The sequence below is a fragment of the Dyella sp. genome (assembly GCF_035277725.1).
Taxonomy (GTDB): Bacteria; Pseudomonadota; Gammaproteobacteria; order Xanthomonadales; family Rhodanobacteraceae; genus Dyella_B.
On the sequence record NZ_DATEJY010000030.1, the window covers coordinates 94,170 to 115,700 of the forward strand.

Sequence of the window (21,531 nt, forward strand, 5' to 3'; positions counted from 1 at the left end):
AACGCTTCAGCGCTCGCCATGCATGCCGGTTACTTCACGCCATGCATCAAGCGATTCACCAGCGGCGAAATCAACAGCAACAGCACGCCTGACCCGGCCAGCACGTAGAAGCAGAAGGTGAATCCGCTCAGCGCGGAGGCTGCCGTCATGCCGGTGGCGCCGCTGATATGCGAGGCGAGCATGCCGGAAAGGTTGCCGCCCAGCGCGGTCGACAGGAACCAGCCGCCCAGGCCAAGCCCCACCAGCCGCGGCGGCGCCAGCTTGGTCACCATCGACAGGCCGATCGGGGACAGGCACAGCTCGCCCACCGACTGGAACAGGTAACACATTGCCAACGGCCAGAACGGAATCAGGCCGCGGCTGTCGAGCAGGTGCGACAAGGCATAGATCAGGCTGATGAAGCCCACGCCTTCGAAGACCAGTCCCAGACCGAACTTGCGGGGAATGGAAGGCTCCTTGTGGCGCTTGGCCAACCAGCCCCAGGCCAGCGCAGTGACCGGTGCCAGAGCCACCACCCACAGCGGCGTCATCGCCTGGAACCAGCCCACCGGGAACATCCAGCCGCCGAACATCTGCCGATCCACCAGGTTCTCGGCAAGGAAATTGAAGGTGGTGCCGAACAGGTAATAAAACACCCAGAACAGCACGTTGAAGGCAAAGATGATCAGCATGGCGATCACGCGATGAAGCTGCACGCGATCGTGGCGCAAGGCTTCGGCGATCAGCACGATCACCATGCCGACGAACAGCACGCCCATCACCCATTGCAGGCCCACGGCGCCGAGCTTGGCCAGCAACAGATACGTCACCGGCACAGCGATCGCCACGCCCACTACCACTTGCAGCACGCGCATGCGACTCTCGCTGCCTGGTGCCGGACGCCCCACGCCACGCAAACCCCGCCGCCCGAACCAGAACCACAGCAGGCTCAAAAGCATGCCCACGCCGGCCGCCGCAAACACGATGCGGAAGTTCTGCTGCAGCGGGGTCTTGGTGAAATAACTGGCCATCCAGCCGGTGATGATGGGCGCCAGGAAGGCACCGCAATTGATACCCATGTAGAACAACGTAAAGCCGCGATCGCGCCGCTCATCGCCTTGCGCGTAAAGCTGCCCCACCATTGAGGAGATGTTCGGTTTGAACAAGGCATCGCCCACGATCACCATCGCCAGGCCGAACAGCAAGGCATCGCGGCTGGGAATCATCAGCACGAACAAGCCCGCTGACATCACCACCGCGCCGAGCAGGATCGAGCGCTGATAACCGATGATCTTGTCCGCGACATAGCCGCCGAACACACCAAAGGCAAACGCCAGCGCCACATAAGCGCCAAAGATGCTGCTGGCCCAACCCTGCCCGGTCGGATCGCCGTTGTAGAACTGCGCCACCGCATACAGCGCCAGCACCCAGCTGAGGCTGTAGTACGCGAAACGCTCCCAGAATTCCGTCATGAACAGCATCCACAACGGGCGCGGGTGGCCGAACAGTTGTGGAAAGTCGGGCGTGGCCTGGACGCCGGCTTCAGAGTGCTGGTTCACGCAGGTTCCCCCATGGGCTTGGATTTTTGAAGATGTAACGGGCCGGGCGCGCTCAAGTCAAACGCAACGCAGCAAGTTCGGCGGATATCGCTGCGGCGAAGGTCGAATTGCGCACAACGCATGGCACCGTAGGTTGGGGTGCGAACCCCAACATGGGATATCTGTGCAGATGGTGATGTTGGGGTTGGCACCCCAACCTACGTGCCAAGCACCGTGCGTACGTCCAGCAACTCGGGAAAGAACTCCAGATCCAGCGCTTTCTTCAAGAAGGCAACACCCGAGGAACCTCCTGTTCCGCGCCGGTGTCCGATGATCCGCTCCACCGTTTTCATATGACGGAAACGCCACAACTGGAAACTTTCTTCGATATCCACCAACTGCTCGCACATGTGGTACTCCGTCCAGAACGCCGCACGCTCTTCGTAAATGCGCTTGAACACCGGCAATAAACCTTCATGGCGCTGATACGGCTCCGTCCAATCGCGCTCAACGCGCGCCGCCGGCACGGCATGGCCGCGGCGTGCGAGATAGCGCAGGAATTCATCGTACAAACCTGGCATTTCCAACGCCTCACGCAAGCGCGCCTGCGCGGCGGGATCATATTCAAATACCTTGAGCATCTGTGCATTCTTGTTGCCCAAGGTGAATTCGATGATGCGGTACTGCAACGACTGAAAGCCGGACGACGAACCCAGCGCATCGCGAAATTCCAGGTATTCCGCCGGCGTCAGGGTCTCCAGCACCGCCCACTGCTCAAACAGCTGCCGCTGCACGTGCTTGACGCGCGCAAGAATCTTCAGGCACTCATTCACGTCATCGATACGCAGGTGCGCGATCGCCGAGGTCAGTTCATGGATGATCAGCTTCATCCACAGCTCGGCCACCTGGTGCATCACGATGAACAGCATTTCGTCGTGATGCGGTGGCTGGGTGAGCGGCTGTTGCGCGCTAAGCAGTTGATCCAGCCGCAGATAGCCGCCATACGAGGTCCGGCCACTCAAGTCGAGTTCGATCCCTGCCTCGAGGTCCCGCTGGTTTTCCGTCATGGCGCGCGCAAACCTGCAAAAAGATGGAATGTTAACCACTCTGGCGAACCCCTACGTACGGACTCGCATGCTGCAGTGTACCTTGCGACGCAAGAAGGCAGCCTGCTATCAATTGGCGTTTGTCTGGGTTCGAAAGGTTGCTCTGACTACACACACAACGTGGTGATGCCCACGTAAAATAAGCCAGAGCATCCCGCAGCGCGTTCGGCCCCACTGGATGGGCCGCGCCTCCCCCGCACTGTTTCCCCTACCCCTTCCGGGAGCGAGTCGTGTCCATCGCCGCCAAGTTTGAAATCGAATACCTGCAATATCTCGACGCCGAAGGCAAGCAGGTTAGGGATGACCTGCCCGAATTCACCAAAGACCTCGACCACATGGTCGAACTGTACAAACTGATGATGTCCACCCGCGTGTTCGACGCCAAGTCGGTGGCCTTGCAACGTACCGGCAAGCTGGGCACGTATGCAAGCTGCCTGGGGCACGAAGCCTCGCACGTCGGCATCGGCAGCGCCATGAAGCCGGAAGACGTGCTCGCCGTGAGCTATCGCGAATACGGTGCACAGCTCTATCGCGGCGTGCAGCCGCGCGAGGTGTACATGTACTGGGGCGGTGACGAGCGCGGCAACGATTACCAGAACGAGCCCGCACGCCACGACTTCGCCTGGTCGGTGCCGATCGGCACGCAGTGCCTGCATGCAGCCGGGACCGCGCTAGCCTTCAAGATTCGCAATGAGAAACGCGTGGCCGTGTGCACGATCGGCGACGGCGGTTCGTCGAAGGGCGACTTCTACGGCGCCATCAACATTGCCGGCGCGCAGAACCTGCCGCTGGTGGCGGTGATCGTCAACAACCAGTGGGCCATCTCCGTACCGCGCAAGATCCAGTCCGGTGCGCCGACCTTGGCGCAAAAAGGCATCGCCGCCGGTCTCTACTGCATCCAGGTGGACGGTAACGACATCATCGCCGTGCGCAAGGCGATGGAAGATGCCTTGGGGCGCGCCCGCAACGGTGAAGGCGGCAGCGTACTGGAACTGGTCACCTATCGCCTGAGCGATCACACCACCGCCGACGACGCGCGCCGCTATCGCGGCGAGCAGGAAGTAAAAGACGCCTGGGCGAAGGAGCCGATGAAGCGCCTGCGCAACTGGCTGGTCGCCAGGAAAGTGTGGGATGACCAGAAGGAAGAAGCCTGGAAGGCCGAGTGCGACGAATGGATGGACAACGAGGTCAACGCCTATCTTCAGACCAAGACCCAACCCGTCACGGCGATGTTCGATTACACCTTCGCCGAAGTTCCCGCAGACCTCGCCAAGCAGCGCGATCTCGCGCTCTCGCTCGACAAGAAGGCGTAAGAGCCTGTCTAGGGTCTCGGCGTGGCCCGCGCCGGGATCTGTTTGCCTGACGGGCAAGGAGGAACGAAGGCGTGTATGTCGATACACAACTGAGAGAGGACGCCGCCCGGCGGGCAAACAGACCCGGCCCTTCGGGTTGTTACGGAGCGTCCACCATGCGGCAGCGCGCAGCTTGGCTTGCCAGCCAGGCAAGTGCTGCGCCGCGCACTACCACCTGGCGGACGCTCCGTAACAACGCGGGCTACGTCGAAACCCTAGACAGGCTCTAGAACCATGGCACAGATCACTCTTATCGAAGCCGTTACCCAGGCACTTGCATACGAAATGGCCCACGATGACAGCGTCGTGGTGCTGGGCGAAGACGTGGGCGTCAACGGCGGTGTGTTCCGCGCCACGCAGGGCCTGCAGGAAAAATTCGGCGCGCTGCGCGTGCTGGATACGCCGCTGGATGAAACCACTATCGCCGGCGTGACCGTAGGCTTGGCTGCGGCAGGCATGAAGCCGGTGGCCGAAGCGCAGTTCGAAGGTTTCATCTATCCGATGATGGAACAGATCGCCTGCCACGCCGCGCGTATGCGCAACCGCACGCGCGGGCGCATCACCGTGCCGGCCGTGTGGCGTGCACCGTGGGGCGGCGGTATTCGTGCGCCGGAACATCATTCCGAAGCGAACGAGCACCTGTTCACCAATATTCCCGGCCTGCGCGTGGTGATGCCTTCGTCGCCCGCGCGTGCCTACGGCTTGCTGCTCGCCGCGATTCGCGATCCCGACCCGGTGATGTTCTTCGAGCCCAAGCGCATCTATCGCCAATACAAAGAGGAAGTACCGGACGACGGCGAAGCGCTGCCGCTCGACGTGTGCTTCGTGCTGCGTGATGGCACCGACGTCACCATCGTGACCTGGGGCGCGCAGGTGAAAGAGGCACTCGAAGCGGCCGACGCGCTGGCCGAGGAAGGCATCAGCGCCGAAGTGATCGACGTGGCCACGCTGACGCCGCTGGACTTCGACACCATCGCCGAATCGGTGCAGAAAACCGGCCGCTGCGTGATCCTGCACGAAGCGCCCAAGACGGCCGGCTTCGGCGCGGAAATCGCTGCGCGCATCGCCGAGGAATGCATCTACGACCTGCTGGCGCCGGTGGAGCGCGTAACCGGCTGGGATACGCACATTCCGCTGTTCCGCCTGGAGATGAAATACCTGCCCAGCGCGGAGCGCGTGGTGGACGCCGCCAAGCGCACACTCGCCGCAAGCTGATTTACCCTGCGCTCGTCGTCCCGGCGAAGGCCGTGACCCAGCGCCTTTAGTCACGACACTGGATCCCGGCGTTCGCCGGGATGACGACAAAACGAATTTGACGGAAACCAAAGCAATGGCCGACATCAAGACGTTCTACCTGCCGGACCTCGGCGAAGGCCTGCCCGACGCAACCATCGTCGAATGGCACGTGAAGGAAGGCGACACCATCAAGCTCGATGCCCCGCTGGTGTCGATGGAAACCGCCAAGGCCGTCGTCGACGTGCCCTCCCCCTACACCGGCAAGGTCACCAAGCTGCACGGCGCTGCCGGCGACGTGATCGATACCGGCGCTGCACTGGCCGACTTCGAACCCGATCCGAACGCCAAGCAACGCGCGGAAGCCGAATCCACCGGCCACCATCACGGCCCCAAGAAAGCCGCCGCTGCCGAAGCAAAGAAAGTCACCGCCTCCGATGAAGGCGGCGAAATCGAAGCCAACAACAGCAAGGCCGATCGCGAAGACGAAGGCACGGTGGTCGGTGCGATGGTCAGCGGCAGCCACGTGCACGTCGAGCAGGCGTCCAGCGTTGGCGGTGTCAAAGCCGTGCCGGCGGTGCGCGCCTTGGCGAAGAAGCTGAAGGTGGATATCACGCGCGTGCGCGGCACCGGTGCCGATGGCGTCGTGACCATGCAGGACGTGAAGAACGCTGCGTCCAACGGCTCCACTGCACTTGGCGCGGCACCGGCGCGCGCTGTGCCGGCCTCTGCAGGTCGCCATCTCGCTCCCGAACTGCCGCAGCCGGAACCGACACGCACGGCCGTGTCGCTGGCCGGCAAGCCGGTGCGCACTGCCCCCCCAAGCGTGCAGGCCAGTGGCCAGCCGGAACAGCTCAAGGGCGTCCGCCGCAACATGGCGCGCGTGATGGCCGAAGCACACGCCAACGTGGTGCCCACCACGCTGGTCGATGATGCCGACCTGCACGCCTGGATCGGCAAGCAGGACATCACTGCTCGCCTGATCCGCGCCATCGTTGCAGCCTGCAAGGCCGTGCCCGCACTCAACGCCTGGTTCGACGGCAAGAACCTCACCCGCACCCTGCATCCGCATGTGGATATCGGCATCGCCGTGGATACGGAAGACGGCCTGTTCGTGCCGGCACTGCGCAACGCCGACGTGCTCGACGGCGCAGGCATCCGCGCAGGCATCAAGCGTCTGCGCACGCAGGTGGAAGACCGCACGATTCCCTCATCGGAGCTCAGCGGCTACACCATCAGCCTGTCCAACTTCGGCATGTTCGCCGGTCGCTATGCCACGCCGGTAGTCGTGCCGCCGTGTGTAGCGATCATCGGTGCCGGCAAGCTCAGCCACGACGTGGTTGCGGTGATGGGCGGCATCGAAGTGCATCGCCGTATGCCGATCAGCCTCACGTTCGATCATCGCGCAGCAACCGGCGGTGAAGCGGCACGCTTCCTGAAGGCGTTGCTGGACGATCTGTCGCTGCCGAACTGACGGTTGTGTTGTTCAAGAAAAGCGCCCTTCATGGGCGCTTTTTTTATGCCTTCCCGACGCTCAATGCTGCTTCAGAAATGCGGCAACGCGGGCAGCGATCGCTTCCGGCGCATCTTCAAGGCAGTAGTGCCCCACGCCTTCCAGCTTGTGCACGGGTGCCTGCGGAAACACTTCGGCGAAGAGCGGCAGAAAGTGTTCCGCCTGCAGCGTTCGATCGGCCATGCCCCAGATCGCAAGCGCAGGTTTGGTTTGCATCGCGCGCCTGGCTGCCGCATCGGGTTCTTCAAAACGATGCGCGCCTATGGCGAAGCCTTTGGCCCAACCTATCGCACCGGCGCATTGGTCGCGCTGATCGAAACGCGCGCCATAGGCCTGCACCCAGGTATCGCTGATCAACGCGTGGTTCTCGAATCCATTGAGCTTCAACGTGCTCAGCATGTTGAAGCCGAGTTCGCCCAGCACGGACTCGAGGCGCCCCTCTGATTCGGCCTTCACTATCCACTGGAACCATGGCGAAACCTGCGCGTTCGCAGTCAGGCGCTCGACAAGACTCGCTTGTCCCCATGGCGTCGGCCCGTTGGTGGAAATGATGCGGCGTATGCGCTCGGGGTGACGCGCAGCCAGGCCCATGCCGGCCGGTCCGCCGAAGTCGTGCATGACCAAGGTGATGTCCCGCAAATCCAGCGCCAGTACAAAGCGTTCGAGATTATCGATGTGGTCTTGCAGCCAATACGTGCGTTCCGGTGGCGTCCCGCTTTTACCAAAGCCCATGTGATCGGGAACGACGACACGGTAAGTGCCGCGCAACGCGGAAATCAGGTGCCGAAACAGATAGCCCCAGGTGGGCTCGCCATGCAAGCACAGGATGACCTCGCCATCCCGTTGACCCTCATCGACGTAGTGCATGCGGAAACCCGCTGCATCGGTGAAATGGGGCACATACGGGAACGTGCCGTGGAAGCTTTCTTGGGGCTGGATCATCGCTGTCTCCAAAGGTTTCAAATTAAAACCATTTGCCTTGTAGCAATTCTAGTTTTATCTTGCAACCACTATCGACGCACGCGGACATCCATGGTCAAACGCATTTCCCACCAAGACTCGCTCTGCGGCGTGGCGCGCCCCATGGATGCCATCGGCGACGGCTGGTCGCTGCTGATCGTGCGCGATGCCTTTGGCGGCTCGCGCAGATTTGGCGAGTTTCAAAAAAGCCTGGGGCTGGCGAAGAACATCCTGGCCGCGCGTCTTCGCCATCTCGTCGCACACGGCATCTTGGAAACCATCGAAGCTTCCGATGGCAGCGCTTACCAGGAATACGTGCTGACGGAAAAAGGCCGTGGCCTGTTCCCGCTGCTCGTCGCACTCAGGCAATGGGGCGAGGCGTTTTTTTTCGAACCGGGCGAGACTCACGCACGACTGGTCGATCGGAAAACCGGCCGTGCCGTGCCAAAGCTCGAACCTCGCGCCCGGGATGGGCGAGTGTTGAAACCCGAAGACACCGCCGTGCAGGTCCCGCCACGATCGCAGAACCGCAAGTTGCGCTGACGACTATCGTCGCCCGTGCAGCGATGCGAGTTGGCATCGCCGAATCCGCCGGGAGGCTGGGATGAAATCTCAGCATTGTTCTGCATGGCGATGCTGGGGTTTTCATCCCAGCCTACATAGCCGGTATGAGCCTACGCGTTGGCGCAATCATTCAAACGCAGATGCCGCGTCTCCGGCGCCCACACGATCGACACGGCCATGCCGACGACCAGCACGGCTGCCAGCGCCATCATCGTCAATGGCAAGCCGAAGACTTGCACACCAAGCGGTAGCAAGAACACGCCAACGGCCGAGCCAAGGCGGCTGCACGCCACGGCAAACCCGACGCCACAGGCGCGCACTTCCGTAGGGAAGCATTCGGGCGGATACACCCCAACCAGGTTGGACACGGCCGACAAGGTAACGGTGAACAAGGCAAACGACACGACCAGTGCCACGGACGCCGATTCGGGCATCAGGCTGAGCGAGGCCAAGGCCACTGCGGTGACGGCGAATGAGCTGATCAGGAAGCTGCGGCGCGGCAGCTTGATCGTCAGCCAGATGCCTGTCACGGCTCCCGCGACCAGCAAGCCATTCAACAGCAGGTCCGCTCCGCTGCCATCCGCAAGATGGATGATCTGCAGGATGCTCGGCAGAAAGGTGTAGATCGCAAAGTACGGAATCACCAGGCATACGAAGAAGATGCTGTTGAATGCCGTCCGACGGATCATGTCGCGATGGAACAGGCGCGCATAGCCACCCGGAACATGATCGCCATCGTGCAGGCTGGTATCCAGTACCACCTTCTTCCCGAAGTATTTCTTCACTACGGCATCCGCTTCGGCGCGGCGCCCCTTGTTGTACAACCACCGTGGCGACTCCGGGGTACCCATGCGGAGGATCAGCACGATCAACGCAGGGATGCCGCTGGAGGCCAACAGCCAGCGCCATGCATCGGGGTCCGCGGAATGTTGCACGACGTGCATGCCCAGCACATTGGCCGCGACGTAGCCGATGGTCCAGATCACGCTGAAAGAACCCAGCAGCATGCCGCGATGTTTGCGCGGCGAGAACTCGGCGAGAATCGCGTGACCCACCGCGAAATCTCCGCCCATGCCCAGGCCAAGCAACACACGCAGCAGGCACAGCATCAAGGGCGTGTTGACGTAGAACTGCGCGAAGGCCGCGAAGGTGATGATGACGAAACTGAGCAGGAAGATCTTCTGCCTGCCCACACGGTCCGATAGCCAGCCGAACAGCAGGCTGCCGAAAAAGATGCCTAGCAGGGTGGAGCTGCCGATCAACCCTTCCCACAGAGCGCGGTGTTCCGCATGCACGACGGACATCTGGCTCAGGAAGGGCGTCAAGGCGTAGGCGATGGTGCCGATCGCGTAACCTTCCGTGAGATGAGCGCCAAAGGTGAGCGCCGCGATCTTGCAGTGGAAGAAGTTGAGCGGCACATCGTCCAGCAGAATCTTTCCATCGCTCCGCCGGTCGCCATCTCCGTAGCCGGCTGGCGTATCCGCAACCAGCACCTGTCCATCTCCGCCACTCATGGTTTCTCCTTCCATTGTATGGGGGCGCGGGTTGCGCCCCTTCTATCCCCCGCTTGTGTGCCTCGTTGATCTTTAAGCGTGCAAACCACCCAGCATCAGGTACTTCAACTCCATGTATTCATCAATGCCGTATTTGGAACCCTCGCGGCCAAGGCCGGATTCCTTGACGCCACCGAACGGGGCCACTTCGGTGGAAATGATGCCTTCGTTGATGCCCACCATGCCGCTTTCCAGTGCGCCGGCCACTCGCCAGCTGCGGGCCATGTCGCGCGTGTAGAAGTAGGCAGCTAGGCCATAGGGCGTGCTGTTGGCGGCAGTCAGGGCTTCTTCTTCGGAATCGAAACGGAAACATGCGGCAACGGGACCGAAGGTTTCCTCCTGAGCAATCAGCATGTCGTGGGTTGCACCCACCAGCACGGTCGGTTCGTAGAACGTGCCGCCGAGCGCATGCGGTTTGCCGCCCGTCAGAACACGCGCACCTTTGCTGACGGCATCCTCGACGTGCTGCTGCACTTTGTTTAACGCTGCCTGATTGATCAGCGGACCTTGCTCGAAGTCGCCAGCGAATGCATCGCCGGCGCGCAGCTTGCTTACGGCTTTCGCCAAGGTTCGAGTGAAATCGCCGTAGATGCCGCTCTGCACGTAGAAGCGGTTCACGCATACACAGGTCTGGCCAGTGTTGCGGAATTTCGAGGCGATTGCACCGCGCACCGCCTCTTCGATATCCGCATCGTCGAACACGATAAATGGCGCATTGCCGCCCAGTTCGAGCGAAAGCTTCTTGAGCGTATCGGAGCATTGGCGCGCCAACAGCTTGCCGGTGCGCGTGGAACCGGTGAACGACAGCTTGCGAACCACACCTGAGCCCGTCAGCACCGCACCGATGGCCATGGCATCGCCAGAAACAATATTGAACACGCCAGCCGGAATGCCGGCCTGTTCCGCCAGCACCGCCAGTGCAAATGCCGACAGCGGCGTTTCCTCCGACGGCTTGAGCACCATGGTGCAACCCGCCGCCAATGCGGGCGCTGCCTTGCGGGTGATCATGGCAAGCGGGAAATTCCACGGCGTGATGGCGGCGACAACACCAATCGGCTCGCGGAGAACCAAAATTTTGGAAGCGGCAGACGGACTGGGGATCACATCGCCATAGGCGCGCTTGGCCTCCTCCGCAAACCACTCGAGAAAGCTCGCCGCATACGCAACTTCGCCACGCGCTTCGGCCAGAGGCTTGCCTTGCTCGCGCGATAGCAACTCGGCCAGGGCTTCGCGATGCATCAGCATCAGCTCACCCCAGCGGCGCACCTTGCTGCTTCGTTCTTTTGCCGTCAGCGCACGCCAGGCCGGAAAAGCGTTGGCAGCAGCGTCCACTGCTTGTCGGGCCTCGAGACCGCCGCCTTTGGCGACTTCAACAAGCACGGCACCGGTAGCAGGGTTGTAGACGGAATAGGTTTCCGAACTGCCGCGCCAGTTGCCATCGATGTAGTGGCCGTTGCGCAGCAGGTTGATCTCGATCTGGTGATCGCCGTCGTTCATGCCGTTTTCTCCTTGTCGTGTGCAAACCATCCCTGCGCCGGGCGCGGCTCGCGCGCGATGCGGCAGCCGGCGGTGTAGTCGTTGATCAAATCACAGGGGGTGTAGTTGCGTTCCAGTTCGTGTAGCTCGTCTTGATCCAGCTTGGTGTCCAGGGCAGCCAGCGCGCTATCGAATTGGGCCGGCGAATCGGCCCCCACCAGCATGCTGGCCACCTGTGGCCGTGCGAGCACCCAAGCCTGCGCAATCTGCGCGGCGGGTACGCCGTGGCGTTCGGCGACGCGGGCCGCCGAGGCGGCGATGGCGAGCGACGCCTTGTCGCCATACATCTGCGCCGTAAAGAAGTCGGTTTGATTGCGCGTGGACTTCACGTCGCCGCTAAGCAGGCCACGCGCCAACGGACTGAATACGGACACGCCGATGCCCTGATCGGCGCAGTAGGGAATCATCTCGCGCTCTTCCTCGCGATAAGCAAGATTGAGCTGCAACTGCATGTTGACCGGCTTGTCCCAGCCATGCCGCTCGCACGCCTGGATGATCTTGGCGAGCTGCCAGGTGTACATGGTGGATACGCCGATATAGCGCGCCTTGCCGCTGCGGACGATGTCGTTCAACGCGCCCATGGTTTCTTCCACGGGCGTATTCACGTCGAAGAAGTGCAGCATATAGATATCGACGTAGTCCGTACCCAAGCGGGTGAGCGATGCATCGATGCCATCCATGATGTGCTTGCGCGAATGGCCACCCGCGTTGGGGTATTCACCCATGGCATAACCCACCTTGGTGGTGATGACGACTTCCTCGCGCCGTGCCAGGCGCTTCAGAATGCGCCCGACGACTTCTTCGCCAATGCCCGTGGAATAGAAATCCGCCAGATCGATGAAATTGACGCCTGCCTCAAGCGCATGGCGCACGATCGGTTCGCTCTGCGCTTCATCAAAAATCCACGGCTTCCACTGGGGCGTTCCCATGTTCATGGTGCCGAGGCAAAGCCGCGACACCTTGAGGCCGGACTGGCCAAGTCGTACGTATTGCATGCGGGACTCCGGATATCGCTCAGGCTTTGGGTGTGTAGAACGGATTGCTGACGTTCGCTGCGGCGGCAAAGACGTCCTTGTTGTCCGGCAAACCGAGCATGGCGGCGCGAATGGCGTTCTTGCAGGCGCGGTAGTTGTTCTCGTAGACCGCGTCAAGGTCGTCGCAAGCAGGGTTCACCCAATTGGCCGACACGATGACCCAATCGTTATCCGCCTCGGGCGGCAGCACGCCCTCTTCCAATGACTCGGCCACGGCCTTGGCGATGCCTGCCTGCGATGCGCCCCACGTGGCGTTACCGTGGAATTCGCCAGTGATTTGGGCCTTGTTGACGTAGAGCGTCAGCGGCTTGGCCGGTATGCCCGGGCGCGCAATGATCACGAACGGCGCATGCCCGGCGGAAGGTGTGGCGAGCGCCGTGGCGAATGCCTGGCCTGCGGGGCCGTTGCGGGGACCGACCAGCACGTTGATGTGCGCGAGATTGACGCCGGGGCCTTCGAATCCTTCACCAATATAAAGCTGCTTGCTATCCGTTGCGCTCATGTCTTCCATCGCTCAAAAAAATGCCGAAGGTCCGATTGTGCGGTGGTTGTCACGCATAAGTGAGTCAACGTGCTCCGATATGAACCTCAGCGATTGCCGCATGTCTCGTGCTGCCATCCCTACACAAACTCGTATCTTTTGCCGTTGCAACGCAACAGGCCGACTTCTTCACACCGGCATCCGCACACTAGCCGTCAACCACCGGGAGGAACGCGCCATGCACCACAGCAAGCTGAGCACGCTGGTACTGGATTGCCAGTGCGACGATCTCCGCGATGCCACCGCCTTCTGGAGCGCCGCACTCGGCAAGCCGATCGCCAAGGTCGACGCGGAAAGCGACGGCAAATACGCCGAACTGGAAACAGCCCACGACGAGCCGCTTATTCTGTTGCAGAAAGTCGCTCATCCCAGCCGCGTGCATATGGATATCGAAACGGATGACCAGGATGCGGAAGTGGCCCGGCTGGAAAAACTCGGCGCCAGGCGCATTGCCTATGTGCGCGGACGCTGGTGGGTGATGGAAGCGCCGAGCGGGCATCGCTTCTGCATCGTGCACAAGCAGCGCGAGGCATTCGGGCCGTACCTCAATCGCTGGGATTGATCACCATGTCGATCCGCAATCACTGAAATATCGGTTTGCCCCGTGTTGGCCGGATTCCCGACGCATCGAACTGTATGGACCGCATCCGCAAGGCATGAATGATCGACAGCCATGGCCGCTATAGGATGCTGATCGCGCGCGCCCAGCGCACGCCGTTCGCGGCTGGCGACAAATCAAAAGGCACGCCGGAGGAATATCGTGCTGCGTCGCTGGACGTCAACGCACACTACGGCAGCGTAAGCGTCAAAGGCGACAAGATGAGCACGCATATCGAGCAGGCGTCTTTTCCCAATTGGGTCGGTCGTGGTGGTACCACCACCTATACGCTCAATGGCAACCAGCTCACCTATGTCGTTGCCAAGCCCAGCAGTGGTGCCGGAGATGGTGCGCATGGCGAAGTGGTCTGGCAGCGTGTGGATTGAAGACGCGCTTCAGGTTGAGGGTGAGGCCAAACCGAACCCCACCATGACATGCAGGTATCAAGAACGTTGGGGTTCGCGCTCCGCTCATCCCAACCTACGCGTTGGCTGCTTCTGCGGTGACTTGCAACGGCAGGCGCATAGCCACTTCCAAGCCGCCCCCTTCCAGGTTCCGCGCGGTGACTTCGCCGCCATGAGCCTGCATCACCCGCTGCACAATCGCCAAGCCCAGGCCGTGACCACCGGCCTGCGCCGCATTGGTGCCACGAAAGAACGGCCGGAACAAAAGAGTCAGCTCTTCTTCCGGCACACCTGGCCCGTGATCTCGAACGTACAGCTCGGCGAATGATCCGCGGCGATTCAAGGCTATTTGCACGACACCTTCCGACGGGCTGAACTTGATCGCATTGGCAATCACGTTATCCAGTGCGCGTTCCAGCAGAATGCTGCTGCCCTGCACGCTGAGGGGACCATCATCCGCCATCTGCAAGACCACGCCGCGGGCCTCCGCATCGATGTGTGCAGCGGCAACGCGATCCTTGGCCAGCGCCGCCAGATCGACCGATTCACGCACCATGCCCGGCAAGCCACCTTCCAGCCGCGATAGCGCCAGCATCTCCGCCGTCATGCGGTCCATGCGGGAAATTTCGTGCTCAGCACGTTCAAAATGCGCCGAGGCTTCCTCGGGATTTGCGCTGTGCTGGGCCAGATCCAGAATCAGATGCAGCCGTGCCAGCGGTGAACGCAATTCGTGCGAGAGATCCTGCAGCACGCCGCGATCGTGCGCGACCAGATGTTCGATGCGCTCGGCCATGCCGTTGAAATCGCGTGCAAGCTGACCAAGCTCGTCATGCTTGTTGCTCCAGCGTTGATCCACGCGCGTCGTGAATTCACCCGTGGCCATTTTACGGGTCGCTGCGCGCATTGCTTCCACCGGGCGGGACACGCTGCGCGCCACCCACCAGCCGATGGCGGCAATCATCAACAGCGAAAGACCCAACTGCACGCCAAGCAGAATCTTTCCTCGCGTACGTGGCGGAATGCGCGTACGCGAACTGCTTACCGCCACCAGCTGCCGCACGTGCCCGTCCGTACCCGTCACGTTCTGTACGGCAACGTAGAAGCCAGGCCAAGGATTCAATGCAATGTCGTGGCCGGAAGCCAGCCAGTCCGGCAGCATGTCGCGGATCGATGACGGCAGGCGTATATCGCGCAATGGTTCGCCGTTTTGATACAGCGTGGCATCCACGCCCTGTTCGCGTTGCTGCCTTACCCATTCATCCAGTCCACTGGCACCGTCCTTCTCATAGGCCTGCTCGGCAGATTGCGCCAGGGCAGGCCAATCGAACGCCTGCTGCATCGAAAAATTGATGAAGCTGCGCGTGAGCAAACCACCAAGCATGAGCACCAGCACGTTGGCGATGCACACGGAAACCAGCAGGCGCCAGAACAGTGGACTGCGAAAAGGGCTGTTGAATGACGTCATGCCGGCGTCGCGCTATGGGGTAGCAATACGTAGCCGGCGCCACGTACGGAATCGATGCGCGGCGATTGCGCCGAGGCTTCCGTCAGCTTGTGTCGCAGCCGGCTGACGTGTACGTCGATGCTGCGGTCGAAACGTTCCAGCTCGCGCCCCAAGGCCACTCGCGTAAGCGACGTCTTGTCGATCACTTCACCGGCGCGCTGCACCAGCAACAGCAGCAAGGCGAATTCGGCGCCCGTAAGATTGAGCTCCTGATCGCCCGCATACGCACGCCGTTCGCCAGGTAATAAACGCAATACACCGGCGCTGAGTTCACCCACGCTTTCCACCGTATGGCGACGCAATTGCGCACGCACACGCGCCAACAGTTCGCGCGGAAGACATGGTTTGGAAAGGTAATCGTCCGCGCCCAGTTCCAACCCCACCACGCGATCCACCGGCTCGCCGCGCCCGGAAAGCATGATCACCGGCAACCGGTATTGCGCGCGCAAATCGCGCAAGGTATCCAAACCGCTGCGACCCGGCATCATCACGTCGAGAATCAACAAATCCGGACGCAAGGCCGGATCGCGCAGCCGCGCCAGCACGCCTTCGCCATCGTGCACCACCTCCACCTGCAGGCCTTCGCGCCGCAGGTATTCGGCGAGCAGCGAACACAGCTCGCGATCATCATCACCAATCAGTATTCGAGACATCGGTTAAACCTGAAACCAAGGCGTAGTTACTATGGCATGACAACTGCGAACGGCCGCCTATCGCTTGCGCCGGGCTGACTTTACCCTTCTTTACGCCACGGCAAAGATCTTAAACCTGCCCCTGCTTTCCAATAGTCACAACAAAATCCTCCACCCAAGCAGGAGCATGCACCATGCGTAAGTCGATCACCCTCTCGCTCATTCTCTCGGCCGTAATCGGCGTGTCTTCGCTGGCCTTCGCCCAGGGCGGCCCTGGCTTCGGCCCCGGCCCGCACGGTCATCACGGCGGCGCTGAAATGGCCTTCCGCGGCCTGAACCTCACGGATGCCCAGAAGGCGCAGATCAAGACCCTCATGCAGCAGAGTTTTGCCTCGCTGAAATCGCAGGGCCAGGCTGTGCGCCAGCAGCGTGAAGCGTTCGAACAACTGTCGCCGAATGCGTCCAACTACCAGTCCGCCGCGGCCAGCCTGGCCCAGGCTGAAGCCAACTTCACCAGCGCTCGCATCACTGCCCGTGCCGCCGTCACCGCACAGATCTACAACACCGTGTTGACCAGTGCGCAGCAGAGCCAATACGCCAGCAACAAGGCGGCGTTCCAGGCGCGCAAGGCACAGTGGCAGCAGTTCAAAGCCCAGCATCCGCTGCCGTCGAGCGCCAGCTCGGCCCAGTAAGACGCGACAAAGCATAAAAAGAACTTCGGTTAGCGATTCTTAGCGGACGTTCTAACCGACCACCTGAGCGATCGCCGCTGCACCGGCGATCGTTTTTTTTATGGCCGCGGCATCACCCTCGTATGTCGCGGCGACGGGTTGCGCTGTCACGCAGTTGTCTTGCACAGCCCGTAGCTTTCCCGGTGCTGACCACCGAGGGCAAGCTCATGCAGACGGAAGCAACCGCAGTCAGTTCTGCCACCGCCGCCCAGGGTTCCGGACGGATATTCGGCATCCTGTTTGGCCTGATCCTGCTGGCGGGCGCCGCGTACGCCGGCTTGCACCTCGTCGACGATCTTTCCATCGTGCGCTCGCATTCGCTCACGCCCTTCATTTTGTTGGGCGTGGCCCTTCTGATCGCGCTGGGCTTTGAATTCGTGAACGGTTTTCACGATACGGCCAATGCGGTGGCGACGGTGATCTATACGCATTCGATGCCGGCCAACCTGGCGGTGATCTGGTCGGGCATCTTCAACTTTCTCGGCGTGCTGACGTCCTCGGGCGCGGTGGCTTTTACGGTGGTGTCGCTGCTGCCGGTGGAACTGATTCTGCAGGTCGGCAGCGGAGCCGGTTTCGCGATGGTGTTCGCTCTGCTGTTCGCGGCGATTCTGTGGAATCTCGGCACCTGGTATTTCGGCTTGCCGAATTCGTCCTCGCACACCCTGATCGGCTCGATCATCGGCGTGGGTCTTGCCAACCAGCTTACAGCGGTAAAAAGCGGTACCAGCGGCGTGGATTGGAATTCCGCCGTGGGCGTGCTGCGCGGCCTGGTCTTCTCGCCGATCGCCGGCTTTATTCTCGCCGGCCTGCTGATGCTGCTGTTGAAGGCGTTGATCAAGATTCCCGCGCTGTATCGCGCGCCGGAAGGCAACAAGCCGCCGCCGTGGCCGATCCGTTTGCTACTGGTGCTCACTTGCACCGGCGTGAGTTTCAGCCATGGTTCCAACGATGGCCAGAAAGGCATGGGGCTGATCATGCTGATCCTGATCGGCACAGTGCCTACCGCGTATGCCTTGAACGGCGCGGTATCCGGCGGTCAGGTGCAGACCTTTCATCAAGTAACGGTACAAACCCAGCAGGTGCTGGACACCATCGACCATGGCGTTCATGCGACCGGCAATCCGCGCGATCTCGTCACCGCCTCCCTGCAACAACACACGCTTTTGCCCGGCATGATTCCCGCGCTCTCGGCACTGCTGGGCAACATCGACCAGCAAGTAGGCAACCGCCCGTCGCTGCGCTCGGTACCGCAGGAGCAGATGGGCAACGTGCGCAATGACATCTACCTGGCCAATGCGGCGATTCCGCTGGTGCTGGCACAACCGGACCTGAGCGGCGACCAGAGCAAGACACTCACCACCTGGCGTGGCCTTGCCGCCAAGGCCACGCAATTCATTCCGGCCTGGGTGAAGGTCGCGGTTGCGCTGGCGCTGGGCCTCGGCACGATGGTCGGGTGGAAGCGCATCGTGGTGACGGTCGGCGAGCGCATCGGCAAGGAACATCTCACCTATGCGCAAGGCGCGTCCGCCGAACTGATCGCGATGGGTTTGATCCAAGCCGCCGACATGTACCACTTGCCGGTCAGCACCACCCACGTATTGACCTCAGGCGTAGCCGGCACGATGGCTGCGAACGGCTCCGGCCTGCAATGGGCCACGGTGCGCAATCTGCTGATGGCGTGGGTGCTGACGCTGCCTGCATCGATCCTGTTAGCGGGCGTGCTCTTCATTGCGTTCAAGCATTTGTTCTGAGCGCAACGCACCGCGCACAACGCGCCGCAAACACGGCTTTGGCGATGCACGCACATCGCTGAACCAACGCAACATTTCGTTGCGTTTTGCCACGCCGTGTTCACGCACCGCCTGCTGCCATGTGCAGGCGGATCGATAGCGATGCGCCTGCTTGCTCCCTTCAATCCTATCTGCAGGCAGTCCATAGCTCTAAGGAGATTGCCAATGCGTAACCAGTCCCATCTGTGCACATCCCTACTCGCCACTGCAGTGATGATGGCTTTTGCCGCCGTGCCATGCTCTGTGATGGCACAACAGAGCACGTCGCCGTCATCCACGCAGCAAGAGCAATCGTCTTCCTCGATGCAGCAACCCTCGAGCATGCAACAGTCGACCCCCAGCAACGATGAGTCGACGTCGGGTCGCAGCAATGAAACGGTGCCCGGCAAGGTCGACGACGGTTGGATTACCACCAAGGTGAAATCCAAGTTCGCGACCGCCAAAGGCGTAAGGGCCAAAGATATTTCGGTAAGCACGACCGACGGCAAAGTCACCCTTACCGGTACGGCCACGACCAAGGCGGAAAAGACGCGCGCCATCCACATCGCCAAGGAAGTGAAGGGCGTGAAGAGTGTCGATGCCTCTGGCCTGACGGTGGACAGCTCGGGCTCTACACCGTCGTCGAGCGGTTCTTCCAGCGGCAAGTAATCGCTCGGATTGCACGCACAGACCCCTCCCCTGCGACAGCAAGGGAGGGAGTGCTTTATTCGCCTTTTTCTTGCTCGGCGAGCGAGTCGAGCGCCCCGCGCAAATAGCGCGCGGCTTCATCGCGTTCGAGTTCGTCGGTGTAATCAGGCGCGGTGGCGACCGGTTCGCCATCCAGCTCCAGCACCAGCGAGCGCGGCAGGCTGTGCACGATTGCCATAGCACCGCCTAGCGTTTTCAGGCGCTTCTGTACGGCGCCAGCCTCCTTCGGATCCTTGAAGGATTTGGACAGCAGCAACTCCTCGCCTTCCGACGAAAACAGGCGGAAACGGAAGCTGCCGTCACTATCGCGGAAGCTGGCGAAACGCGGTGGCTTGGCGGCTTTCGGCGCCTGCTTTGATTTACCGCCCGCCACACCGACCGATGACATCGCGCGCAAGCCCACGGCATTGCGCAATTCGGCGATTTTCGGCGCGGCGATCGCACGCGCCTTGCGTGCGCCTTCGTGCAGGATCTCTTCGATGTTGGCCGGTCGCGCGACCAGTTCTTCGTAGCGCTCGCGCATCGGCGCGATATCGGCCTCAAGACGTTCGTACAACACTTGCTTGGCTTCGCCCCAGCCGATGCCTTCTTCCAACGCGCGACGGAACGCCTGGCTTTCGGCTTCGCTGGCAAAGGCGCGGAAGATGGTGAATAGCGACGAGCTTTCCGGATCTTTCGCTTCGCCCGGCAGGCGCGAATCAGTGACGATGCGCATGATGGTTTCGCGCAATTGCTTGGCGCCGCCGGCAAACAACGGAATGGTGTTGTCGTAGCTTTTGGACATCTTGCGACCGTCCAAGCCGGGCAACGTGGCGACCTGTTCTTCGATGACCACCTCGGGTAGCACAAAGAAATCGCGGCCATAGATATGGTTGAAACGCTGCGCGATATCGCGCGCCATTTCGATATGCTGGATCTGATCGCGCCCTACCGGCACCTGTTGCGCATCGAAGGCGAGAATGTCCGCGGCCATCAATACCGGATACATGTACAGGCCTGCGGTAATGCCTGCATCCTGGTCTTCATTTGCTTCGGTGTTCTTGTCGACGGCCGCTTTGTAAGCGTGCGCGCGGTTGAGCAAACCCTTGGCCGTCACGCAGGTCAGCAACCAGGTGAGTTCCGGGATTTCCGGAATATCCGATTGCAGGTAGAACGTCGCCTTGTTCGGATCCAAACCGGCCGCCAGCCAGGTGGCGGCAATTTCCAGGCGCGAGCGTTCGATGCGGGCCGGATCATCGCTTTTGATCAGCGCGTGATAGTCGGCCATGAAAAAGAACGCATCGACATCGGCACGGCGGCTGGCGGCAATCGCCGGCCGGATCGCGCCGACGTAGTTGCCCAGGTGCGGCGTACCGGTAGTGGTAATGCCCGTAAGGACGCGTGTTTGCATGCGGCAATCCAAGGATGGTCAAACACCCGCGCACCTTGCGCAGGGGCGTTGGAGTTTAAGGTTTTTCATCCGGCTCGCGCATCAAGGTGGACTTGCCGAACAGCGATTCGACCAGCTCCACTGCCAGACGCGCCGTGCGGTTGCGCTTGTCGTAGGCGGGATTCAATTCCACGATATCCAGTGAACCGAGACGCCCGGTATCGGCAATCATTTCCATGCAGAGCTGTGCTTCGCGATAGGTCGGGCCGCCACGCACGGTAGTGCCCACGCCGGGTGCGATGGACGGGTCAAGGAAGTCCACGTCGAAACTCACGTGCAGATGGGTGTTCTCGTCCAGGCCATCGAGCGCTTCTTCCATCGTGCGCTTGATACCGACTTCGTCGATATGGCGCATGTCGTAGATGTCCATCTTCGCCTGGCGCACCAGCCGCTTCTCGCCTTCATCCACCGAGCGGATGCCGATCTGGCGGAACACGTCGGGCGTCACGGCAGGCACCTTGTCGCCGATCTCCACCAGCTCGCGCGGCCCGTTGCCGCACAGGCAAGCCACCGGCATGCCGTGGATGTTGCCGGACGGCGTCACCTGCGACGTATTGAAATCGGCATGCGCATCCAGCCACAGCACGCGCAGCTTGCGGCCCTGCTCGCGGCAATGCCGCGCGACCGCGCTGATCGAACCAATCGCCACGCAATGATCGCCACCGAGCATGATCGGCAGGCGGCCGGTCTGCAGTTCCTGGTGGATGGCGGTGTGCACAGCGAGGTTCCAGGCAATCACTTCCGGCAGATGGCGATAGCCATTCTCCGGCGGCTGCCAGGGATTCATCGGGCCATGTAGATTGCCGCGATCGATCACCTCGATACCGCGACGGCGCAGCTTCTCCCC

The 21,531-nt window shown here is 61.5% G+C and carries 20 protein-coding genes; 9 read left to right on the forward strand and 11 right to left on the reverse strand.

The genetic code is table 11. From position 1 onward, the window contains the following. Window positions 1-29: 29 nt before the first annotated feature. Both VJR68_RS02425 and VJR68_RS02430 read right to left on the reverse strand, forming a co-directional pair. On the reverse strand, window positions 30-1,538 hold the full coding sequence (locus VJR68_RS02425; protein ID WP_324145950.1) for an oligopeptide:H+ symporter: 1,509 nt from the start codon (window positions 1,536-1,538) through the stop codon (window positions 30-32). A gap of 197 nt (window positions 1,539-1,735) precedes the next feature. Next, on the reverse strand, window positions 1,736-2,584 hold the full coding sequence (locus VJR68_RS02430) for a tryptophan 2,3-dioxygenase (RefSeq protein ID WP_324145951.1): 849 nt from the start codon (window positions 2,582-2,584) through the stop codon (window positions 1,736-1,738). Window positions 2,585-2,853: 269 nt separating this feature from the next. Here VJR68_RS02430 and pdhA point away from each other — a divergent pair, with 269 nt between their 5' ends. The 3 genes from pdhA (at window position 2,854) to VJR68_RS02445 (ending at window position 6,682) form a co-directional block, all read left to right on the forward strand. Then, window positions 2,854-3,936: a pyruvate dehydrogenase (acetyl-transferring) E1 component subunit alpha gene (gene pdhA / locus VJR68_RS02435; protein ID WP_324145952.1), complete on the forward strand. Its 1,083-nt coding sequence runs from the start codon at window positions 2,854-2,856 to the stop codon at window positions 3,934-3,936. A 273-nt stretch (window positions 3,937-4,209) separates the two neighbouring features. Continuing rightward, the gene (locus VJR68_RS02440; protein ID WP_324145953.1) at window positions 4,210-5,190 is read left to right on the forward strand and encodes an alpha-ketoacid dehydrogenase subunit beta; all 981 of its coding nucleotides are present in this window, start codon (window positions 4,210-4,212) and stop codon (window positions 5,188-5,190) included. A gap of 115 nt (window positions 5,191-5,305) precedes the next feature. Continuing rightward, entirely contained in the window at window positions 5,306-6,682 is a 1,377-nt protein-coding gene (locus VJR68_RS02445; protein ID WP_324145954.1) for a dihydrolipoamide acetyltransferase family protein, read from the forward strand. Window positions 6,683-6,742: 60 nt separating this feature from the next. Here the strand turns inward: VJR68_RS02445 and VJR68_RS02450 are convergent, their stop codons facing one another. Next, on the reverse strand, window positions 6,743-7,663 hold the full coding sequence (locus VJR68_RS02450) for an alpha/beta fold hydrolase (protein WP_324145955.1): 921 nt from the start codon (window positions 7,661-7,663) through the stop codon (window positions 6,743-6,745). 90 nt (window positions 7,664-7,753) lie between these two features. Between VJR68_RS02450 and VJR68_RS02455 the strand changes: the two genes are divergently transcribed. Then, entirely contained in the window at window positions 7,754-8,224 is a 471-nt protein-coding gene (locus VJR68_RS02455; protein WP_324145972.1) for a helix-turn-helix domain-containing protein, read from the forward strand. Window positions 8,225-8,355: 131 nt separating this feature from the next. On the opposite strand, the gene VJR68_RS02460 is transcribed toward VJR68_RS02455, so the two are convergent. The 4 genes from VJR68_RS02460 to fae form a co-directional block, all read right to left on the reverse strand. Further along, window positions 8,356-9,759: an MFS transporter gene (locus VJR68_RS02460; protein ID WP_324145956.1), complete on the reverse strand. Its 1,404-nt coding sequence runs from the start codon at window positions 9,757-9,759 to the stop codon at window positions 8,356-8,358. A gap of 72 nt (window positions 9,760-9,831) precedes the next feature. Next, the gene (locus tag VJR68_RS02465; RefSeq protein ID WP_324145957.1) at window positions 9,832-11,295 is read right to left on the reverse strand and encodes an NAD-dependent succinate-semialdehyde dehydrogenase; all 1,464 of its coding nucleotides are present in this window, start codon (window positions 11,293-11,295) and stop codon (window positions 9,832-9,834) included. Continuing rightward, complete coding sequence (locus VJR68_RS02470; RefSeq protein ID WP_324145958.1) at window positions 11,292-12,329, reverse strand: aldo/keto reductase; 1,038 nt, start codon at window positions 12,327-12,329, stop codon at window positions 11,292-11,294. Before VJR68_RS02470 ends, VJR68_RS02465 begins: the two co-directional genes overlap by 4 nt. Before the next feature lie 19 nt (window positions 12,330-12,348). Further along, window positions 12,349-12,870 (reverse strand): formaldehyde-activating enzyme, encoded by a 522-nt coding sequence (gene fae / locus VJR68_RS02475; protein ID WP_324145959.1) that lies wholly within the window; start codon window positions 12,868-12,870, stop codon window positions 12,349-12,351. A gap of 217 nt (window positions 12,871-13,087) precedes the next feature. On the opposite strand from fae, the gene VJR68_RS02480 reads away from it, so the two are divergent. After that, on the forward strand, window positions 13,088-13,471 hold the full coding sequence (locus VJR68_RS02480; RefSeq protein ID WP_324145960.1) for a VOC family protein: 384 nt from the start codon (window positions 13,088-13,090) through the stop codon (window positions 13,469-13,471). A 98-nt stretch (window positions 13,472-13,569) separates the two neighbouring features. Next, window positions 13,570-13,893: a lipocalin-like domain-containing protein gene (locus VJR68_RS02485; RefSeq protein WP_324145961.1), complete on the forward strand. Its 324-nt coding sequence runs from the start codon at window positions 13,570-13,572 to the stop codon at window positions 13,891-13,893. Between the two features lie 94 nt (window positions 13,894-13,987). On the opposite strand, the gene VJR68_RS02490 is transcribed toward VJR68_RS02485, so the two are convergent. Both VJR68_RS02490 and VJR68_RS02495 read right to left on the reverse strand, forming a co-directional pair. Next, window positions 13,988-15,376 (reverse strand): sensor histidine kinase, encoded by a 1,389-nt coding sequence (locus tag VJR68_RS02490; RefSeq protein ID WP_324145962.1) that lies wholly within the window; start codon window positions 15,374-15,376, stop codon window positions 13,988-13,990. Then, window positions 15,373-16,068 (reverse strand): response regulator, encoded by a 696-nt coding sequence (locus VJR68_RS02495; RefSeq protein WP_324145963.1) that lies wholly within the window; start codon window positions 16,066-16,068, stop codon window positions 15,373-15,375. The genes VJR68_RS02490 and VJR68_RS02495 overlap by 4 nt, the downstream gene beginning before the upstream one ends. Before the next feature lie 173 nt (window positions 16,069-16,241). Between VJR68_RS02495 and VJR68_RS02500 the strand changes: the two genes are divergently transcribed. The 3 genes from VJR68_RS02500 to VJR68_RS02510 all read left to right on the forward strand — a co-directional run bounded on the left by VJR68_RS02500 (window position 16,242) and on the right by VJR68_RS02510 (window position 19,216). Continuing rightward, complete coding sequence (locus VJR68_RS02500) at window positions 16,242-16,739, forward strand: Spy/CpxP family protein refolding chaperone (protein ID WP_324145964.1); 498 nt, start codon at window positions 16,242-16,244, stop codon at window positions 16,737-16,739. Between the two features lie 206 nt (window positions 16,740-16,945). Next, window positions 16,946-18,529 (forward strand): inorganic phosphate transporter, encoded by a 1,584-nt coding sequence (locus tag VJR68_RS02505; protein WP_324145965.1) that lies wholly within the window; start codon window positions 16,946-16,948, stop codon window positions 18,527-18,529. A gap of 204 nt (window positions 18,530-18,733) precedes the next feature. Further along, a complete protein-coding gene (locus tag VJR68_RS02510) occupies window positions 18,734-19,216 on the forward strand; it encodes a BON domain-containing protein (RefSeq protein WP_324145966.1) in 483 nt (160 codons plus the stop codon). A gap of 55 nt (window positions 19,217-19,271) precedes the next feature. On the opposite strand, the gene VJR68_RS02515 is transcribed toward VJR68_RS02510, so the two are convergent. Further along, on the reverse strand, window positions 19,272-20,645 hold the full coding sequence (locus tag VJR68_RS02515; protein ID WP_324145967.1) for a tryptophan--tRNA ligase: 1,374 nt from the start codon (window positions 20,643-20,645) through the stop codon (window positions 19,272-19,274). Window positions 20,646-20,700: 55 nt separating this feature from the next. Then, a partial coding sequence (rocF, locus tag VJR68_RS02520; RefSeq protein ID WP_324145968.1) for an arginase occupies window positions 20,701-21,531 on the reverse strand: 831 nt, incomplete at its 5' end.